A 17,625-nucleotide genomic window follows, 5' to 3' on the forward strand; every position below is an offset into this window, starting at 1 on the left:
TCCTACTTCGTGGCGTTGTCGTAGATCACCGCGATGGTGCCGGTGCCGTCCGCGAACAGTTCCTCGTTCACGGTGTCCCAGCCGCCGAGATCGGCGACGGTCCACAGCTTCTCCGGCTGCGGGAACTCGGCGGCGAACTCCTCGGCAACGGCCGGGTCGACGGGCCGGAAACCGGCCTCGGCCCACAGGCGCTGCGCCTCGGGGGTGTACAGGAAGTCGTTGAACGCCTGCGCGACCTCGGCGTCCTGCGCGTTCTTCAGCACCGCCGCCGGATTCTCGATCTTGAAGGTGGCGGGCGGGGTGACGTGCTCGACGGGATCGCCGTTGCGTTCGATGAACAGCGCCTCGTTCTCGTAGCTCAGCAGCACGTCGCCGGTGCCCTGCAGGAAGGTCTCGGTGGCCTCGCGGCCCGACTTCGGCTGCACCTTCACGTGCTCGGTGACCAGCTCGGTGACGTAGTCGATGCCGGCCTGCGGGTCGGCGCCGCCGTTGCTCTTCGCCGCGTACGGTGCGAGCAGGTTCCACTTCGCCGAGCCGGAGCTGAACGGATTGGGGGTGACGACCTCGACGCCGGGCTGCAGCAGGTCGTCCCAGTCCCGGATGTTCTTCGGGTTGCCCTCGCGGACGACGATGGTCACGACGGACCCGAAGGGGATCCCGTTGTAGGCGTTGGCGTTCCAGTCCTCGTCGACGAGTCCGGCGTCGACGAGACGGGTGATGTCGGGTTCGACGGAGAAGTTGACGAAGTTGGCCTCGGCACCGTCGCGGACCTTGCGGGACTGGTCGCCGGAGGCGCCGTAGGACTGCTGGAAGGCGACGTCCTCCCCGGCCTCGGTCTCCTGGAAGGCGGGGATGACGAGGTCGAAACCGACCTTCGGCACGGCGTAGGCGTAGAGGTTGACCGTCCCGCCGGAGCCGTCGGCACCGGCCTCGGAGCCGACGGTGTCGCTGGAACCACCCGAGCACGCGGTCAGTGCGGTGACGGCTACGGCGGCGACCGCGGCGGCGAGGAATCTGGAACGTGTGAACATGGCGCGAGCCTTCCTGAGGGGCTGATTCAGGGATGGAATGCGAACCGGCCCACGGCTGTGTCCGGAGGACTGTCCCGGGGAGGGGCCCGAATTCGCGAAGGCGGCACCGGCGGAGGGCCGGACGACACCGCGGAGAAAGAAGGATTCAGCGACAACAGTCGATGTCGGCGACCGACGGCATGCCGACAGCGATCAACGCCAGCTCGTGGCGGATTCGAGGCATCGCGGTCGCGGACACGCGCCGAGATTAGCAGAGGTTCCGGTTCGCCCGAAATCGGCGGGAGCGGCAGGGCGGGCCCGTCGCGGGCAGTTTTCACCGGGCGACGAGCGGGGTGATCACCGGGTGACGAGCCAGGCGACGACGACGATGAGCAGCAGCGCGACGAGCGCCAGGGTCACGCGCGAACGCGGCATGTCAGCAGTCCTCCGTCCTGTCGGCAGGTGAGTCGTCCTCGCCCCGCCCGACCAATGCGAAGGCGACGGCCATCGCTCTGTCGAGCAACCAGGCGATTCCCGCGCAGGCCGGCACCAGTACCACCATCACCAGCGCGACCTGGGGAACGAAGGACAGGCCGGCGAGCCACAGCTCGAATCCGTCCCACCACGATGCCACCCGATCCATCTCCCTTACCCTATCGGCTTCGCGATCCCGGCTGCGAACCGCCCGGTACGAAGCGATCATGGACGGATGGACCCCGTCGCATCGCACCTGTCGAGAACTCCGTTCCGCCGTAGCCCGTTCCCACCCATCGACGACTACGCGTTCCTGTCGGACTGCGAGACGACCTGCCTGATCGCCCGCGACGGCACCGTGGAGTGGATGTGCGTGCCCCGGCCCGACTCCCCGAGCGTGTTCGGGGCGCTGCTGGACCGCAGCGCCGGGCACTTCCGTCTGTCCCCGCACGACCGCACCGTCCCCGCGGCACGCCGCTACCTTCCCGGCGGGGTCGTGCTCGAGACGACCTGGCAGACGGACACCGGCTGGATGATCGTGCGCGACGCCCTGGTCATGGCGCCCTGGTACGACGTCGACGAGCGGTCCACGAACCATCGGCGCACGCCCTCGGACTGGGAGGCCGAGCACATGCTGTTGCGCACGGTGCGGTGCGTGAACGGCACGGTGGACCTGTACGTGACGTGCGAGCCGGCCTTCGACTACCACCGCGGCCGCACCGAGTGGCGCTACACCGGCAAGGTCTACGAAGAGGCCACCGCCTACTGCCGCAACGCCCCCGACCAGCACCCGGCGCTGCGGATCACCACGGACCTGCGGCTGGGGATCGAGGACCGCGAGGTGCGCGCCCGCCGCCGGTTGCACAAGGGCGACGTAGCGTTCGTCGCCTTGTCCTGGGGGGATCGGCCGATGCCGCGCACCTTCGAGGAGGCCGCCGCCAAGATGACCTCCACGCAGGACTTCTGGCGCGAGTGGATCACCACGGGGCACTTCCCCGACCATCCCTGGCGCACCTACCTGCAACGCAGCGCCCTGACCCTCAAGGGCCTGACCTACAGCCCGACCGGGGCGCTGCTCGCCGCGTCGACGACCTCGCTGCCCGAGACCCCGGGTGGGGAACGGAACTGGGACTACCGCTACGCCTGGGTGCGCGACTCGACGTTCGCCCTGTGGGGTCTGTACACGCTGGGCTTCGATCGTGAGGCCGACGACTTCTTCTCGTTCATCCTCGACGTCTCCCGCAGTGAGGACGGGGTCAAGCGGCCGCTGCAGGTGATGTACGGGGTGGGCGGCGAACGTGAACTGCCCGAGGCGACCCTCGACCATCTCAGCGGCTACGACGGCGCCACCCCCGTGCGCATCGGCAACGACGCCTTCCACCAGCGGCAGCACGACATCTGGGGCACGCTCCTCGACTCGGTGTACCTGCACGTGAAGTCGCGCGGGCACATCCCGCAGACCCTGTTGTCGACGCTGCGGCGGCAGGTGGAGGAGGCCGCCACGCACTGGAAGGAACCGGACCGGGGCATCTGGGAGGTGCGCGGCGAGCCGCAGCACTTCGTGTCGTCGAAGGTCATGTGCTGGGTGGCGCTCGACCGCGGCGCGAAACTCGCCGAACTGCAGGGCCGCCCCGACTACGCCCGCCGGTGGTCCGCGATCGCCGACGAGATCAAGGCCGACATCCTCGAACACGGGGTCGACGAGCGCGGGGTGTTCACCCAGCGCTACGGGCATCCCTCCCTCGACGCCTCCGCCCTGCTGATCCCGCTGCTGCGCTTCCTGCCGGCGGACGATCCGCGGGTGCGGGCCACGGTCCTGGCGATCGCCGACGAGCTCACCGAGGACGGCCTGGTGCTGCGTTACCGCGTGGAGACCACCGACGACGGCCTGTCCGGCAAGGAGGGCGCGTTCACCATCTGCTCGTTCTGGCTGGTGTCGGCGCTCGTCGAGATCGGGGAGGTCGACCGCGCGGCGGCGCTGTGCCAGCACCTGCTGGACTACGCGAGCCCGCTGAAGCTGTACGCCGAGGAGATCGACCCGGAGACGGGCCGGCATCTCGGCAACTTCCCGCAGGCGTTCACCCATCTGGCGCTGATCAACGCCGTGGTGCACGTCATCCGGGCCGAACGCGACATCACCGCGGGCGACTTCCGGCCCGCGCACCACGGGCCGTGATCGGCGTCAGGCGCCGCCGACCGTCTCGAGCTGCGGCCGGATCGCGTCGAGGGCGTAGCCGATCGACAGCGACGACGGGGTGTTGAACGCGACCACGGTGGGATAATCGACGACGGCGAGGCCCCCGCCGGTCACGGCGGGCAGCAGGTCGAAGCCGGGCAGGGCCATCAGGTCCTGCTCGGTACCGCCGTTGGGAAGGATCACCAACAGGTCGGCGGCCAGCGCGTCGACGCGTTCGGGGGCGAGCATCACGCGGCCGAAGGGCTTGCCCTCCCCCTCCGCGACGAGTTCCGGCGGCATGACCATGCCGAGCTGCGAGAACAGCAGCGCGGCACCGTCGTCCGGGTTCGCGACGACGACGAACTGCTGGTCGCTCATGAGGTACTGGGCGAGCACAGCGGTGCGGCCCTCGAGACCGGGCAGCGCGGCCTCCTCGATGTCGGCGTTGCGATCGGCGATGATCCCCTCGGCCTCGTCGGTGCGGCCGAAGATCTCGCCGAGCACCCGCACCTGCTCGTCCCAGCGGTCGACGCCGGTCTCGCCGAGCGGACCGACGGTCGGGGCGACCTGCGAGATCCGGTCGTAGACGCCCTGCGAGGTGATCTGCCACGCGCCGAGCACGAGGTCCGGTTCGAGCGCGGCGATCTCCTCGACGGGCATCTGTCCCGCCTCGATGGCCGGGCCGAGCGCCACGGCGTCGGGGTCGACGTCGGTCTGCCACGGATAGAGACCGCGGTCGTCGCCGTAGGAGCCGGCGCTGTAGTAGCCCACGGGCTGGATTCCGAGTTCGAGCAGCGCGTCGAGCCACTGGCTGGACGTCGCGACGATCCGTTCGGGAGTGCCCTCGATCGTCGTCGTGCCGTAGGAGTGCTCCACGGTGACGGCCTCACCGCTGGTGGCGGACGCCTCCTCGGTGTCGCCGGAGCAGGCGGTGAGGGCGGGAACCGCGAGCAGGACGAGTGCGCACGCGGACAGCAGGGCTCGACGCATGGGCGACCTCCGTGTCAGGTGAGGCTCACCTTAACGCCCGGGCGCAGTTCGTGGGGCCCGCTCGGGATCGATCACAATCGGCGGAAGCGGACGTCACTCAACGAAAGCGCGACAGCAGGCTCTCGGCCTGCTCGGCGATGTCCCGGATCACCTCACCGGCGGGCCGTTCGGACCGCACCAGCCCCGCGGCCTCCCCGGCGTAGACGACGCCGATCTCGGGGTCATCGCCCGTGTACGCCGCGGCAAGGGTGTCCTCGTCGGCGCCGCGACCGTGCCATTCCTCGGTGAACGCGTTGCGCAGGGCCCGGCCACCCCAGCGAGCGGGCCAGGGCTGGTGCCGGGCCTTGTCGAAGACGTCGGTGTAGACGGTGTCGGCGCTGCCCGCGGCGACGAGCCGGCCGCGCGCATAGTCGGGGCCGACGGTCTCCGGGCTGGCCAGCAGCGCGGTGCCGACGAAGGCGCCCGCGCCACCGGCGGCGAGCACCGCGGCCAGGCCGCGGCCGGAGGCGATGCCCCCGGCGGCGAGCACCGGCAGGGAGGTCGACTCGAGGACCTCCTGCAGCAGCGGCAGGGTCCCGATCCGGCCGGTGTGGCCACCGGCCTCGTGGCCCTGGGCGACGACGGCGTCGACCCCCGCGGCCTCGGCGATCCGCAGGTCCTCGATGGTGTTGATCTGCGAGATCGCCAGCGACCCGGCGTCGTGCACGCGCGGCACGTAGGGCGCCGGATCGCCGAAGGACAGCGACACCACGCGGGGCCGGTGCGCGAGCACCGCGGTGAGCAGGCTGTCGTCGGTGTCCAGCGACCAGGTCATGAGCCCGAAGCCGAGCAGCCCCCCGCCGATCTCCCGGGCGGTGCGGACCTCCCCCTCGATCCACTCGGGGGTGTTGTAACGTGCCGCGCCGATCAGGCCGAGGCCACCGGCGCGGGTGACCTCCCCGGCGAGGCGTCCACCGGCGCGGCCACCCATGGGCGCACCCAGGAGGGGAACGGAGATTCCGAGTTCACGGGTGAGCCAGGTGTCGAGCACACGCATCCTTCCGGTGGGCGCCACGACCGGGGATCGGTCGGTGGGCGGCTACTTCTTGGGCTTGTCCGCGGACGCCTCGGACGACAGCGCGGCGACGAAGGCCTCCTGCGGCACATCGACGCGACCGATCGTCTTCATCCGCTTCTTGCCTTCCTTCTGCTTCTCGAGCAGCTTGCGCTTACGGCTGATGTCGCCGCCGTAGCACTTGGCCAGCACGTCCTTGCGGATCGCGCGGATGTTCTCGCGGGCGATGATCTTCGAGCCGATCGCCGCCTGCACGGGCACCTCGAACTGCTGCCGCGGGATGAGTTCCTTGAGCTTGGTCGTCATCTTGTTGCCGTAGGCGGCGGCCGCGTCCTTGTGCACGATGGCACTGAACGCGTCGACGGCCTCGCCCTGCAGCAGGATGTCGACCTTGACCAGGGCGGCCTCTTGCTCGCCGGCCTCCTCGTAGTCCATCGACGCGTAGCCGCGGGTACGCGACTTCAGCGAGTCGAAGAAGTCGAAGATGATCTCCGCCATCGGCATGACGTAGCGCAGTTCGACGCGGGTCTCGGACAGATAGTCCATGCCCTTGAGCTCGCCGCGCCGCGACTGGCACAGCTCCATGATGGAGCCGACGAACTCGCTCGGCGCGATGATGGTGCACTTGACGACCGGCTCGTAGATCTCGCGGGCCTTGCCCTCGGGCCAGTCGGAGGGGTTGGTGACGACGTGCTCGTGGCCGCCCTCGAGCACGACGCGGTAGACGACGTTGGGGGCGGTGGAGATCAGGTCGAGGCCGAACTCGCGCTCGAGCCGCTCGCGGGTGATCTCCATGTGCAGCAGGCCGAGGAAGCCGCAGCGGAAACCGAAGCCGAGCGCCACCGACGTCTCGGGCTCGTAGGTGAGCGCGGCGTCGTTGAGCTGGAGCTTGTCGAGGGCGTCGCGCAGCACCGGGTAGTCGGAGCCGTCGACCGGGTAGAGACCCGAGTAGACCATCGGGCGCGGTTCGCGGTAGCCGGTGAGCGGTTCCTCGGCGCCGTTGCGGGCGCTGGTGACGGTGTCGCCGACCTTCGACTGGCGCACGTCCTTCACACCGGTGATGAGGTAGCCCACCTCACCGACGCCGAGTCCGGCGGTCGGCTTCGGTTCGGGCGAGACGATGCCGACCTCGAGCAGTTCGTGGGTGGCGCCCGTCGACATCATCTTGATCTTCTCGCGGGGCACGATCTTGCCGTCCACCACACGCACGTAGGTGACGACACCGCGGTAGGTGTCGTAGACGGAGTCGAAGATCATGGCGCGGGCCGGGGCGTCGGGATCGCCGACCGGCGGCGGCACCTGCCGGATGACCTCGTCGAGGAGTTCGGGCACGCCCACACCGGTCTTGCCGGAGACGCGGAGCACGTCGGTGGGTTCACAGCCGATGATGTTGGCGATCTCCCCGGCGTACCGGTCGGGATCGGCGGCGGGCAGGTCGATCTTGTTGAGGACCGGGATGATCGTCAGGTCCTTGTCGAGCGCGAGGTAGAGGTTGGCGAGGGTCTGCGCCTCGATGCCCTGCGCGGCGTCGACGAGCAGGATCGCGCCCTCGCACGCCTCGAGGGCGCGGGAGACCTCGTACGTGAAGTCGACGTGACCGGGGGTGTCGATCAGGTGCATCACGTAGTCCTCGCCGTCGAGCTTCCACGGCAGGCGGACGTTCTGCGCCTTGATGGTGATGCCGCGTTCGCGCTCGATGTCCATGCGGTCGAGATACTGCGCGCGCATCTGACGCTCTTCGACGACCCCGGTGAGCTGCAGCATCCGGTCCGCCAGCGTCGACTTGCCATGGTCGATGTGCGCGATGATGCAGAAGTTCCGGATCTTCTCGGGGTCCGTGAACGTGGTGTCGGCGAAGGTGCTGATGTCGTGCTCCTGACTCGGACTCGGCAGCGGTCTCGAAGACCACGGTCACCTCGAAGGATATCCAAGTCGCACGGCGCCCGGCATTCCGGCCGGGGCCGTCCCCGTTAAGCTCGTTTCCCGTGGCTGGCACATGGAAGAAGTTGGGCAGGCAGCTGGGGCGCTTCGCGGTCGAACAGGGCCCGAAGATCTATCAGCAGTTGCAGCAGTCGGGGGCCCTGGACAAGGCACGCGCCGCACTGAACGGCGCCGCGCCCGGCCCCGCCCCGAGCCCGGCCTCCGAGAAGCCGCGCTCGTCCGATGAACCGCGCTCGTCCCAGAAGCCGCGCTCGTCGAAGCCGTCCGACGCCGCTCCGCGTCCCGGTGGCACCAAGCGGCCGACACCGGGGCGCCCGGTGGCCTCGCGCACGACTCCCACCGGGGACCGCGCCCGCCGCCTCGAGTACTCCCCCGATCTGGACGGCCGCGCCGATCCCGGCGAGATCGTGTGGACCTGGGTCGCCTACGAGGAGGACCCCTCCCAGGGCAAGGACCGCCCGGTGATCGTGGTGGGCCGCGACGATTCGACCCTGCTCGGGCTGATGCTGTCGTCGAACAGCGAGCGCGAGGGCCAGCGCGGCTGGCTCGGGATCGGCTCCGGGCCGTGGGACTCGGCGAACCGGCCGAGCTGGGTGCGGCTCGACCGCGTCCTCGACGTTCCCGAGGACGGGATCCGCCGGGAGGGCGCGATCGTTCCGCGGGACCGTTTCGATCGGATCGCCGCGCGCCTGCGCGACGACTACGGCTGGAGCTGAGACACCTCCCCGATCGGAACGACCCGTGCGGGACGCCCCGATCAGGACGGCCGCAGGCCCTCGCGGCGGCCGAACAGGAAGGTGTAGACGAGCGCGCCGAGGGCGCCGCCGATGAGCGGGAACACGATGAACGCCCACACCTGCCCGAGTGCACCGTCCTGATAGAAGGCGACGGCGAGGCTGCGGGCCGGGTTGACCGAGGTGTTGTCGATCGGGATCGAGATCAGGTGGATCACCGCCAGGGTGAAGCCGATCGCGATGCCGGCGATGGGTGCATCGGCGATCTGGTCGGTCGCGCCGAGCACCACGAACACCAGCACCGCGGTGAGCAGGACCTCGACGACGATCATGGCACCGATGCCGTAGCCGTTCTGGAGCACCCCGCCGAGCGGGCCGTGCACGGCCGAGGGGCTGTGGGCGCCCCAGCCGTTGGCGCCGAGCCCGTCGGCGGCGCGGTCGTAACTCGGCAGCGACGACGCCACCGCGTAGAGCGTCAGACCGGCGAGCAGGCCGCCGACTACCTGCGCGATCCAGTAGCCCACGGCCCGCACCGGGGTGACGTGGCCGACGACGAGCTGCCCGAGCGTCACCGCCGGATTCACGTGGCAGCCGGAGATCGGGCCGATGGTGTAGACGAGGAACAGCAGGGTCAGGCCGAACGCCAGCGCGACACCGAGCTGGCCGACGTAGGTGCCGGCGAACACCGCGGTACCCACCGCGGAGAACACCAGCAGGAACGTCCCGATGGCTTCCGCCACGTACTTGCGGAGGTCGGAGAACTCACCCGGGTCACGGATTTCCAGGGACGTCTCGCGCGCGAGATCTTCGTCGAGTCGGGATTCGGGATCGCGCTGGGGTTCCATGGGTCACCTCGATCATCGCGGCCCCGTCGGAGGCCGGGACCTGGTGGACGAACACTGCGAATCGATGTACCGCTACGGCGGATTCCGGATCGGCACCCGGAATTCGCTGTGACGGAGATTACGCAAGCCTGGTGACCTCGACAACGACATCGTGCGCCGTGGCGTGTCCACCCATGTAGATGCCCTTGAGCGGCGGCACGTCGGCGTAGTCCCGCCCGATGGCGACGGAGGTGTGCTGTTCGCTCACGAATTTCGCGTTCGTCGGGTCGTAGCCCCACCACGATCCCGTCCACGCCTGGATCCACGCGTGGGACTGGCCCGCGACGGTCTCCCCGATCGCCGCATCCGGCACGGGGTGCAGGTAGCCGGAGACGTAGCGTGCGGGGATGCCCATGCGCCGCAACAGCAGCAGCGTCAGGTGGGCGTAGTCCTGGCACACGCCCTGCCGTTCCTGGAAGGCCTGCAGGGCGGAGGTGTGCACGCCGGTGGTGCCGGGGACGTAGTCCATCTTGTCGTAGACCCACTGCGCGGCCGCGACGACCGCGTCGACCGGTTCGAGTCCGGCGGCGAGATCCCGCGCGGTCGCCTCGAGTTCGGGGTCGACCGGCACGTACGCGCTGGGTGCGAGCACCTCGTCGTAGCGGTCCCGGGTGTCCTCGGCGGTGATCACGTCCCAGCCCGCCGGTTCGTCGGGCGGGCGCACGGGGTCGGTCTCCACCACCGACAGGCCGACCACCTCGAGGGAGGTGTGCGGGGCGTGCAGGTCGAAGGCCGTCACGGCGCTGCCCCAGTAGTCGGTGTACCGGTAGCCACGCGTGGCCGGGGTGGTCTCCACCCGGTTGAGGACCACGGTCTGCCGGGCATCCGAGCGCGGGGTGAGTCGGGCTTCGTTGTACGACGCGGTGACCGGACCGGCGTACTCGTATCCGGTCTTGTGCACCACGCGCATCCGCCAGCTCACAGTTCTCCCTCCAGGATCGACACGTCCGCGCCGGATTCCCGTGCGGAGACCCACGCAACCCACGGGGCGGCGTGGAAGTACTGCATCGCGATCGCCTCGCCGGCCTTGCGGCACAGCTCCTGCAACGACGCCAGGCGAGTGGCGAGTTCGTCGAGCAGCACACCGGGGCCGATGAACTCGAGTTCGCTGCGGGCGCGGCCGAGGAGCCGCTGCGCCTCGTCCCGCGCGCCGAACCGGTAGTCGGTGTGGTCGTCGAGTTCGGCGAGGCACTCCTCGGCCTGCCGGATCGCGAAGAAGACGGACCGCGGGAACAGCCGGTCGAGCATCATGAACTCGACGATGCGGCCCGCGTCGAGCGCACCGCGGTAGGTGCGCAGATAGGTGTCGTAGCCGCCGGCGGAACGCAACACGGTGGCCCAGGTGGGCGAGGTCGGCAGGTCCCCCGCGCGCGAGAGCAGCAGCCGCACGGTCATGTCGACACGTTCGATCGACCGGCCCAGTAGCAGGAAGCGGTAGCCGTCGTCGCGGCACATGGTGCTGTCGGCCAGGCCCGCGAACATCGCGGCGCGGTGCTCGACGTATCGGAAGAACTCGTGCGGGCCCAGGCGTTTGGCGGCGCGTTCTCGTTCGGCGAGCCCGTTGTAGGTGGTGTTGAGGCACTCCCACATCTCGGTGGAGGTGACCTCCCGTGCGCCGCGCGCGTTCTCCCGCGCATAGGCGATGGTGTCGAGGATCGAGCCGGCGCCGTCCCGGCCGAAGGCCACGATGTCGGTGACGCCGCGCACGTCGAGCCGGCCCTCGGGTTCGGCGAAGCCGAGCACGCGCAGCAGCCGGCGGCAGGTGCGGTCGGGATCGACGGTGGAGTCCTCGAGCAGCTGGTGCACCGCCACGTCCATGATCCGGGCGGTGTCGTCGGCGCGCTCGACGTATCTGCCGATCCAGAACAAGGACTCCGCGTTCCGTGCGAGCATCACAGATCCCTCCCGCTCTGTTGCTGCTGTTGCTGCTGTTGTTGTGAGGTGGTCAGTTCCGGACCGTGCTCGGAGTGGTTCACGTCGTCCCGCTCCTCGACGATCCCCTCCCCGCCGAGCTCGCGGTCGGTGTCCGACGTCTCGGTGGCGAGCACCCAGGTGTCCTTGCTGCCGCCACCCTGGCTGGAGTTGACGACGAGCGATCCCTCGGGCAGCGCCACGCGGGTGAGCCCGCCGGGCAGCACCCACACGTCGTCGCCGTCGTTGACGGCGAACGGACGCAGGTCGACGTGGCGGGGTGCGAGCGCGTTGCCCGCCCGGGTGGGGACGGTGGACAGCTGTACGACCGGTTGCGCGATCCAGCTGCGCGGATCCTCGCGGATCTTGCGGGCCATCTCGTCCAGTTCGACGGTGGAGGCGTCGGGGCCGAAGACGATGCCGTAGCCGCCGGAGCCCTCGACGGGTTTGAGGACGAGTTCGTCGATGCGGTCGAGGACCTCCTCGCGTTCGTCGTCCAGCCAGCAGCGCAGGGTGTCGACGTTGGGTAGCAGCGGTTCCTCGCCGAGGTAGTAGTCGATGATCTCGGGCACGTAGGTGTAGACGAGCTTGTCGTCGCCGACCCCGTTGCCCACGGCGCTCGAGATGACCACGTTGCCCGCGCGGGCGGCGTTGACCAGGCCGGCGACGCCGAGCACCGAGTCGGGCCGGAAGTGCAGCGGGTCGAGATAGTCGTCGTCGATGCGCCGGTAGATGACGTCGACCTGACGTTCGCCTTCGGTGGTGCGCATGTAGACGACGTTGTCGCGGCAGAACAGGTCGCGGCCCTCGACGAGTTCGACGCCCATCTGGCGGGCCAGCAGCGAGTGCTCGAAGTAGGCGGAGTTGGCGATGCCCGGGGTGAGCACGACCACGGTGGGGTCGGCGGCGTTCGGTGCTGCGGAGGCGCGCAGCGCGCGCAGCAGGTGCAGGGCGTAGTCCCCGACGGGCCGCACCTTGTGCTGGGCGAACAGATCGGGGGCGACGCGGGCCATGGCGCGGCGGTTCTCCATGACGTAGGAGACCCCGGACGGCGAGCGCAGGTTGTCCTCGAGGACGCGGAAGGTGCCCTTCTCGTCGCGGATCAGGTCGATGCCCGCGACGTGGATGCGCACGCCGTTGGGCGGGACGATGCCCGAGGCCTGCCGGTGGAAGTGCGGGCACGAGGTGACCAGGCGACGCGGCAGTACGCGGTCGCGGAGGATGTGCTGCTCGCCGTAGACGTCGGCGAGGAACAGCTCCAGGGCGCGCACCCGCTGCCGGATGCCGCGTTCGAGTTCGGACCATTCCGCGGCGGCGATGACGCGCGGGACCATGTCCAGCGGGAAAGGACGCTCCTGACCGGACAGCGAGAAGGTCACGCCCTGGTCGGTGAACGCACGACCCAGGGCCTCGGTGCGCGCGGCGAGATCGTCGGCACCCTTCGCGGTGAGGGTGTCGAACAGCCGGCGGTAGGGCTCGCGCACGGCACCGTCGGCATCGAACATCTCGTCGTAGGCGACGGGCACGTCGGGCCGGCCCGAGCCGGTGCCCGGGTAGCCTGCGAAGACGTCCGAGACGGCGCGGCCGGGCGCGGGTCCGGCCTGTTCGGGAGAGATCGTGCGGCTCATGCCCAGCATCGTTCTACACGCGTGAGCAGGTGACCTCAGATGAAACAGAGTCGTTTCATGCACGAAACATCAGGGTCGGTGACGAGGGTGATCCACACCGGTTTGGGCTTTGCGAACCGTTCTTGGTAGTCTTGTCCATCGGTGCCCGTGCGCACCCAGAGCTTTCCTACCAGCTACCAGCAAGACGACAGGATTTTACGCGTGGCCAACATCAAGTCCCAGGTGAAGCGGATTCGCACCAACGAGCGCAACCGGCTCCGGAACCAGTCGGTGAAGTCGTCGCTGCGTACGGCGATCCGTTCGTTCCGCGAGGCTGCGGCCGCGGGCGACAAGGACAAGGTCAACGAGCTCCTCGTCGCCACGAGCCGCCAGCTCGACAAGGCTGCCAGCAAGGGCATCATCCACAAGAACCAGGCCGCCAACAAGAAGTCTGCTCTCGCGAAGCTTGCCAACAAGCTCTGAGTTCATCGCTCCGAGCTAGTAGACACAGGCTCTGCTTCACGACGGCCGTCCCTCTTCGTGAGGGGAGGCCGTCGTGGCTTCGCATGCACCCGAAAGGGGGCGTACCGGACATCCGGTACGCCCCCTTTCCGCATGTGGGCGGTTGATCAGGACACGAGCTGGGCGATCTGCCGCACGGCGTGTTCGAGGGCGTAGTCCGCGTCGGCGGCCGCGCCCTTGACGTCGGCGTTGAGGGCCGCGACCACCCCGAGCGCGGTGCCGATCGAGGCCGGCGCCCACGTGCGGGCCTGTCCTTGGGCCTTCTTGACCTTCCACGGCGGCATCCCCAGCGACGACGCGAGCGCGAACGGGTCGCCACGACCGGCCGAACCGACCCGGGCGATGGTGTGCACCGCGTCGGCGAGCGCATCGGCGAGCAGCACGTGGGGCACGCCGCGCAGCATGGCCCACCGCAGTGCTTCGAGAGCACCCGCGGTATCTCCGGTGACGGCCTTCTCCGCCACGTCGAAGCCGGAGATCTCGGCCTTGCCGGAGTAGTAGCGCCGCACCGCGGCGGCGTCGATCTTACCGCCGGTGTCGGCGACGAGCTGGCTGCACGCCGCGGCGAGCTCGCGCAGATCGGAGCCGACGGCCTCGATGACGAGCTGCTCGACCTCCCCCGACACCCGCACCCCGGCCGCCTGGAACTCCTTGTGGACGAAGCCGCGGACCCAGCTCGCCCGTTCCCCCGCCTTGGCCGGCACCATGCAGTCGTGCTCCTCGGCGCCGCACTTGCGCAGCGCCGGCACCATCGCCTTGGCGCGGCCCGCGCCGTTGTGGACGACGACGAGGGTCACACCGGGCGGCAGGTCCCCGGCCACCTCGAGGATCAGGGCCGAGGCGTCCTTGCCGGCCTCGGCGGCCGCTTCGAGGATCACCACCCGTTCCTCGGCGAACAGCGACGGGCTCAGCAGCTCGGCGAGTTCGGACACCCCGGCATCACCGGCACGCAGGCGCGAGACGGGCAGGTCCGTCGGGTCGCCGCTGCGGGCGCGGACGTCGGCGACGATCCTCGCGACGGCCCGCTCGACGAGCAACTCTTCTTCACCGAGAACCAGATGCAGGGACGTGTCGCTCACGGCTCGATCGTCCCACGCGCAGCCGACACCACCGCCAGTGCCCCGGATCCCGCGCGGATCACCGCGACGTCGCCGTGCAGGTCGGTGCGCCACACCCGTGCGCCCGACTCGCGCAGGGCGGTGACGATCTCGGGATGCGGATGCCCGAACAGGTTGTCGGCACCGGCGCTGACCACCGCGACCCGCGGCCGCACCGCGGTGAGGAATCCTGCGGGGGTGGTGCGCGACCCGTGGTGCGGCAGCTTCAGCACGTCGGCGCGCACGTCGGCACCGGAACGCACGAGGGCGTCGAGGGCCGCGGCCTCGGCGTCGCCGGGCAGCAGGATCCGTCCCACGACGGTGTCCACGGCCAGGATCAGCGACGCGTCGTTCTCCGGGCTGCCGGACACCGGCCGGGCCGCGGGATCCGCGGCGGGCGCCAGCACCCGGATCGCCGTGTCCCCGGCCCGCAGCCCGGCACCGGCGGCGATCTCCCGCACCGGGATCCCCGCGTCCGCGGCGAGGCGCAGCACGTCCACGCCGCCCTCCCGCGCTGCGGCGCCCGGGCCGAGCACCAGTGTTTCGACGGTCCGCCCGGCCAGCACCCCGGTGGCGCCGCCGGTGTGATCGGCGTGCAGATGGGTCAGCACGAGCGCGGTGACGGTGCGGATCCGCAGGCGGCGCAGGCACCGATCGACGGGTGCGGGTTCCGGTCCGGTGTCGACGACGACGGCGCGGCCCTCCCCCGCCGCGAGCACCAGGGCGTCGCCCTGCCCGACATCGCAGGCGACGAAGAGCCATTCGGCCGCGGGCCAGCCGGGGCGTACCAGCCGCACCGGCAGCCACACGGCCGCCGCGGCGATCGCGGCCACGAGTGCCGCCACCCGTATCCGCCGATGCCGCACGATCGTCCATCCGACGGCGACGAACACGAGGACGGTGGCGGCACCCGCGGGACCTCCGGGTACCGACACCTGCGCCGACGGCAACGCGGCGGCGCGGTCGGCGACCGTGACCAGCCACCACACCATCGGATCCGTGCCGCGCGCGAGCAGTCCCCCCACACCGGGGGCGAGCGGGGCCACCACCGCGAGCGCCGATCCGAGCACGGTCAGCGGCGCGAGCACGGGGGCGACGAGGACGTTGGCGCCGATCGACACGAGGCTGACGGTGCCGCTGATCGCCGCGACGATCGGTGCCGTCACCACGGACGCGACCGCCGCCATCGCGGTCGTCTCCGCGACCGGCCGGGGCCAGCCGCGGCGTTCGAGCCCCGCCACCACCGGTGGGGCGGCGACGATCAGCGCGGCCGTCGCCGAGACCGACAGGGCGAAACCGACGTCGACGGCGAGGTCCGGCATCGCGATCAGCAGCGCCCCCACCGCCGCGCACAACGCCGGCAGGGCCTGCCGTTCCCGTCCGGTGACGAAGGCGAGCAGCCCGATCGAACCCATCGCGGCGGCGCGCACCACGCTCGCCGAGGGCCGCACCAGTACGACGAAGAACGCCAGAGCCGTTGCCGCGAGCAGTGTTCCGATGCGAGGCCCGAGGCCGACCGCGCGGACCACGAGCAGTACCGCGCCGAGCACGATGCTCACGTTGGCACCCGACACGGCGGTGAGATGGGTCAGACCGGCCACACGGAAGTCCTCACGCACCTCGTCGGTCAGTGCCGAGGTGTCCCCCACGATCAGGCCCGGCAGCAGGCCCGCACGGTCGGCGGGGAGCACCGCCGCGGCCGCGTCCGCGAGCCGGTGGCGCATCGCACCGGCCCAGCGCTGCCAAGCCGGCGGCGGGTCGATCCGCCGGGGAGGGTCGTCGGCGCGAAGGACCGCGACGACGGTGCCGGACCCCTCGTACACGGCGACCTTCACCCGCGCGGTGATCCGTTGCCCCGGAAGTACATCCGTCCACGATGCAGCCGGGGCGAAGACGACCACCGCGCCACCCGCCTCGACGGATCGTCCGGCCACGGTGAGGTGTTCGAGCCGCGCGGGGATCCGCACCCGCGGGCTGCCGTCGAACGCCGCGGCCCGGATGTGGCGCGGGTCGTCGGTGGGGACGAGCACGACCGTTGCCCGCGAACCCTTCTCGGCCGCGTCGGCGAGGGGATGGTGGTCGGCCGCCCACATCCGGACACCGGCCGCCGTCCCGAAACCGGCGACCACGACCAGCACCGCGAGGATCGTCCGCGCGCCCGTCCGGCGCCGGAACCGGCGGACACACACCAGGGTTGCCGCGGCGACCCCGGCCACGAGCACGAGTCCGGCGGCGACCCGCCAGCCGGCGGCCAGCCCGAGCAGGGTCGCCGCCCAGGCCGCGGCCGCGCACGGCACCAGTCGCGCGTCGGGGCGGAGCGATTCCGGCGCATCGGCGCGGACGTCGCATACCGTGCCGGTGCCGTCGCCGCTCACACCGTCACCAACGGTCGTAGCCGCGCGAGCCGGGCCGGGCCGATCCCGTCGACCTCACCGAGTTGTTCGATGTCGGTGAACGGTCCGTGTGTGGTGCGCCACGCCACGATCGCGGCGGCGGTGACGGGCCCGACGCCGGGCAGCGCGTCGAGTGCCGCTTCGTCGGCGGTGTTGAGATCGAGCAGGCCGCCGCCGGTGTCGGCGCCTGACGCCTCGCCGCCTCCGTCGAGGATTCCACTGGAGGGTGGAACCGGTTGGAGTGGAACGACTCCCACGACGATCTGGTCGCCGTCCGCGACCCGCCGGGCGAGGTTGAGGCCGATCAGGTCGGCACCGTCGAGGGCGCCCCCGGCGGCGTCGAGGGCGTCGGCGACGCGCGCTCCGGGGGCGAGACGGACGAGTCCGGGTCGCGCCACGGCACCGACGACACTGACCACCTGTTCGCCGGACTCCTCCGGTTCACCCGTCTCGGATGTCGCGGTGGGCGCGGCGATCTCGACGGACGGCAGCGGCGGCACCGGTTCGGCGACGGGCCGGTCGCGCCACAGCACGACGAGGGTCACCACAGCGGCGAGCACCCCGACGGCGGCGAGCGCCGCGGTGCCCCGCCGTCCGGTGTCCCACCGTGCGGCGGCGAGACGGTCGAGGATGCCGACGCGGGAAGGGGATTCGTCCGGATCGTCCTCGGCGTCCGGCCACCTGTCGTCATCGGTCCAAGGCGGGATGTCCGGCATCTCCGCGGAGCGCGCGATCGCCCCGAGCCGGGTGCGCACCAGGTCGCGAGGGTCACTGCTGGCCATGCCGCGACGCTAACGGCCGCGTCGACCGGGACCGGGCCGGAAAACGGCGG

Annotated in this window: 16 protein-coding genes; 3 read left to right on the forward strand and 13 right to left on the reverse strand. The window is 70.7% G+C overall.

Annotated features, from left to right (window positions below):
• Positions 1–2 precede the first annotated feature (2 nt).
• From OED52_RS12910 to OED52_RS12915, 3 genes are all read right to left on the reverse strand, one after another.
• Entirely contained in the window at positions 3–1,031 is a 1,029-nt protein-coding gene (locus tag OED52_RS12910) for a sulfate ABC transporter substrate-binding protein (RefSeq protein ID WP_264151276.1), read from the reverse strand.
• Positions 1,032–1,176: 145 nt separating this feature from the next.
• Positions 1,177–1,269, reverse strand: coding sequence for an Ms4533A family Cys-rich leader peptide (locus OED52_RS20775; protein WP_318841880.1), 93 nt, complete (start codon positions 1,267–1,269; stop codon positions 1,177–1,179).
• 177 nt (positions 1,270–1,446) lie between these two features.
• Positions 1,447–1,653: a hypothetical protein gene (locus OED52_RS12915; RefSeq protein ID WP_264151277.1), complete on the reverse strand. Its 207-nt coding sequence runs from the start codon at positions 1,651–1,653 to the stop codon at positions 1,447–1,449.
• 66 nt (positions 1,654–1,719) lie between these two features.
• Here OED52_RS12915 and OED52_RS12920 point away from each other — a divergent pair, with 66 nt between their 5' ends.
• Positions 1,720–3,660, forward strand: a complete 1,941-nt coding sequence (locus tag OED52_RS12920) for a glycoside hydrolase family 15 protein (protein WP_264151278.1) — start codon at positions 1,720–1,722, stop codon at positions 3,658–3,660.
• Positions 3,661–3,666: 6 nt separating this feature from the next.
• Here OED52_RS12920 and OED52_RS12925 read toward each other — a convergent pair whose 3' ends face one another.
• The 3 genes from OED52_RS12925 to lepA all read right to left on the reverse strand — a co-directional run bounded on the left by OED52_RS12925 (position 3,667) and on the right by lepA (position 7,597).
• On the reverse strand, positions 3,667–4,650 hold the full coding sequence (locus OED52_RS12925) for an ABC transporter substrate-binding protein (protein ID WP_264151279.1): 984 nt from the start codon (positions 4,648–4,650) through the stop codon (positions 3,667–3,669).
• 97 nt (positions 4,651–4,747) lie between these two features.
• Positions 4,748–5,680, reverse strand: coding sequence for an NAD(P)H-dependent flavin oxidoreductase (locus tag OED52_RS12930; protein ID WP_264151280.1), 933 nt, complete (start codon positions 5,678–5,680; stop codon positions 4,748–4,750).
• A gap of 48 nt (positions 5,681–5,728) precedes the next feature.
• A complete protein-coding gene (lepA, locus tag OED52_RS12935; RefSeq protein WP_318841927.1) occupies positions 5,729–7,597 on the reverse strand; it encodes a translation elongation factor 4 in 1,869 nt (622 codons plus the stop codon).
• A gap of 92 nt (positions 7,598–7,689) precedes the next feature.
• On the opposite strand from lepA, the gene OED52_RS12940 reads away from it, so the two are divergent.
• Positions 7,690–8,361 (forward strand): type II toxin-antitoxin system PemK/MazF family toxin, encoded by a 672-nt coding sequence (locus OED52_RS12940; protein WP_264151281.1) that lies wholly within the window; start codon positions 7,690–7,692, stop codon positions 8,359–8,361.
• A gap of 41 nt (positions 8,362–8,402) precedes the next feature.
• Here the strand turns inward: OED52_RS12940 and OED52_RS12945 are convergent, their stop codons facing one another.
• The 4 genes from OED52_RS12945 to OED52_RS12960 all read right to left on the reverse strand — a co-directional run bounded on the left by OED52_RS12945 (position 8,403) and on the right by OED52_RS12960 (position 12,802).
• Complete coding sequence (locus OED52_RS12945; RefSeq protein ID WP_264151282.1) at positions 8,403–9,224, reverse strand: aquaporin; 822 nt, start codon at positions 9,222–9,224, stop codon at positions 8,403–8,405.
• 118 nt (positions 9,225–9,342) lie between these two features.
• Entirely contained in the window at positions 9,343–10,173 is an 831-nt protein-coding gene (locus OED52_RS12950) for a transglutaminase family protein (protein ID WP_264154694.1), read from the reverse strand.
• A gap of 8 nt (positions 10,174–10,181) precedes the next feature.
• Positions 10,182–11,156: an alpha-E domain-containing protein gene (locus OED52_RS12955; RefSeq protein ID WP_264151283.1), complete on the reverse strand. Its 975-nt coding sequence runs from the start codon at positions 11,154–11,156 to the stop codon at positions 10,182–10,184.
• A complete protein-coding gene (locus tag OED52_RS12960; protein WP_413247660.1) occupies positions 11,156–12,802 on the reverse strand; it encodes a circularly permuted type 2 ATP-grasp protein in 1,647 nt (548 codons plus the stop codon). The genes OED52_RS12955 and OED52_RS12960 overlap by 1 nt, the downstream gene beginning before the upstream one ends.
• A gap of 201 nt (positions 12,803–13,003) precedes the next feature.
• On the opposite strand from OED52_RS12960, the gene rpsT reads away from it, so the two are divergent.
• The gene (gene rpsT / locus OED52_RS12965; RefSeq protein WP_264151284.1) at positions 13,004–13,264 is read left to right on the forward strand and encodes a 30S ribosomal protein S20; all 261 of its coding nucleotides are present in this window, start codon (positions 13,004–13,006) and stop codon (positions 13,262–13,264) included.
• A gap of 146 nt (positions 13,265–13,410) precedes the next feature.
• Here the strand turns inward: rpsT and holA are convergent, their stop codons facing one another.
• The 3 genes from holA to OED52_RS12980 are packed head-to-tail and all read right to left on the reverse strand — an operon-like array spanning position 13,411 to position 17,575.
• A complete protein-coding gene (gene holA, locus OED52_RS12970; protein WP_264151285.1) occupies positions 13,411–14,382 on the reverse strand; it encodes a DNA polymerase III subunit delta in 972 nt (323 codons plus the stop codon).
• Complete coding sequence (locus tag OED52_RS12975; RefSeq protein ID WP_264151286.1) at positions 14,379–16,775, reverse strand: ComEC/Rec2 family competence protein; 2,397 nt, start codon at positions 16,773–16,775, stop codon at positions 14,379–14,381. Before OED52_RS12975 ends, holA begins: the two co-directional genes overlap by 4 nt.
• Positions 16,772–17,575 (reverse strand): ComEA family DNA-binding protein, encoded by an 804-nt coding sequence (locus OED52_RS12980; RefSeq protein ID WP_264151287.1) that lies wholly within the window; start codon positions 17,573–17,575, stop codon positions 16,772–16,774. The genes OED52_RS12975 and OED52_RS12980 overlap by 4 nt, the downstream gene beginning before the upstream one ends.
• Between the last annotated feature and the right edge of the window lie 50 nt (positions 17,576–17,625).

Source organism: Rhodococcus sp. Z13 (assembly GCF_025837095.1).
GTDB lineage: Bacteria > Actinomycetota > Actinomycetes > Mycobacteriales > Mycobacteriaceae > Rhodococcus > Rhodococcus sacchari.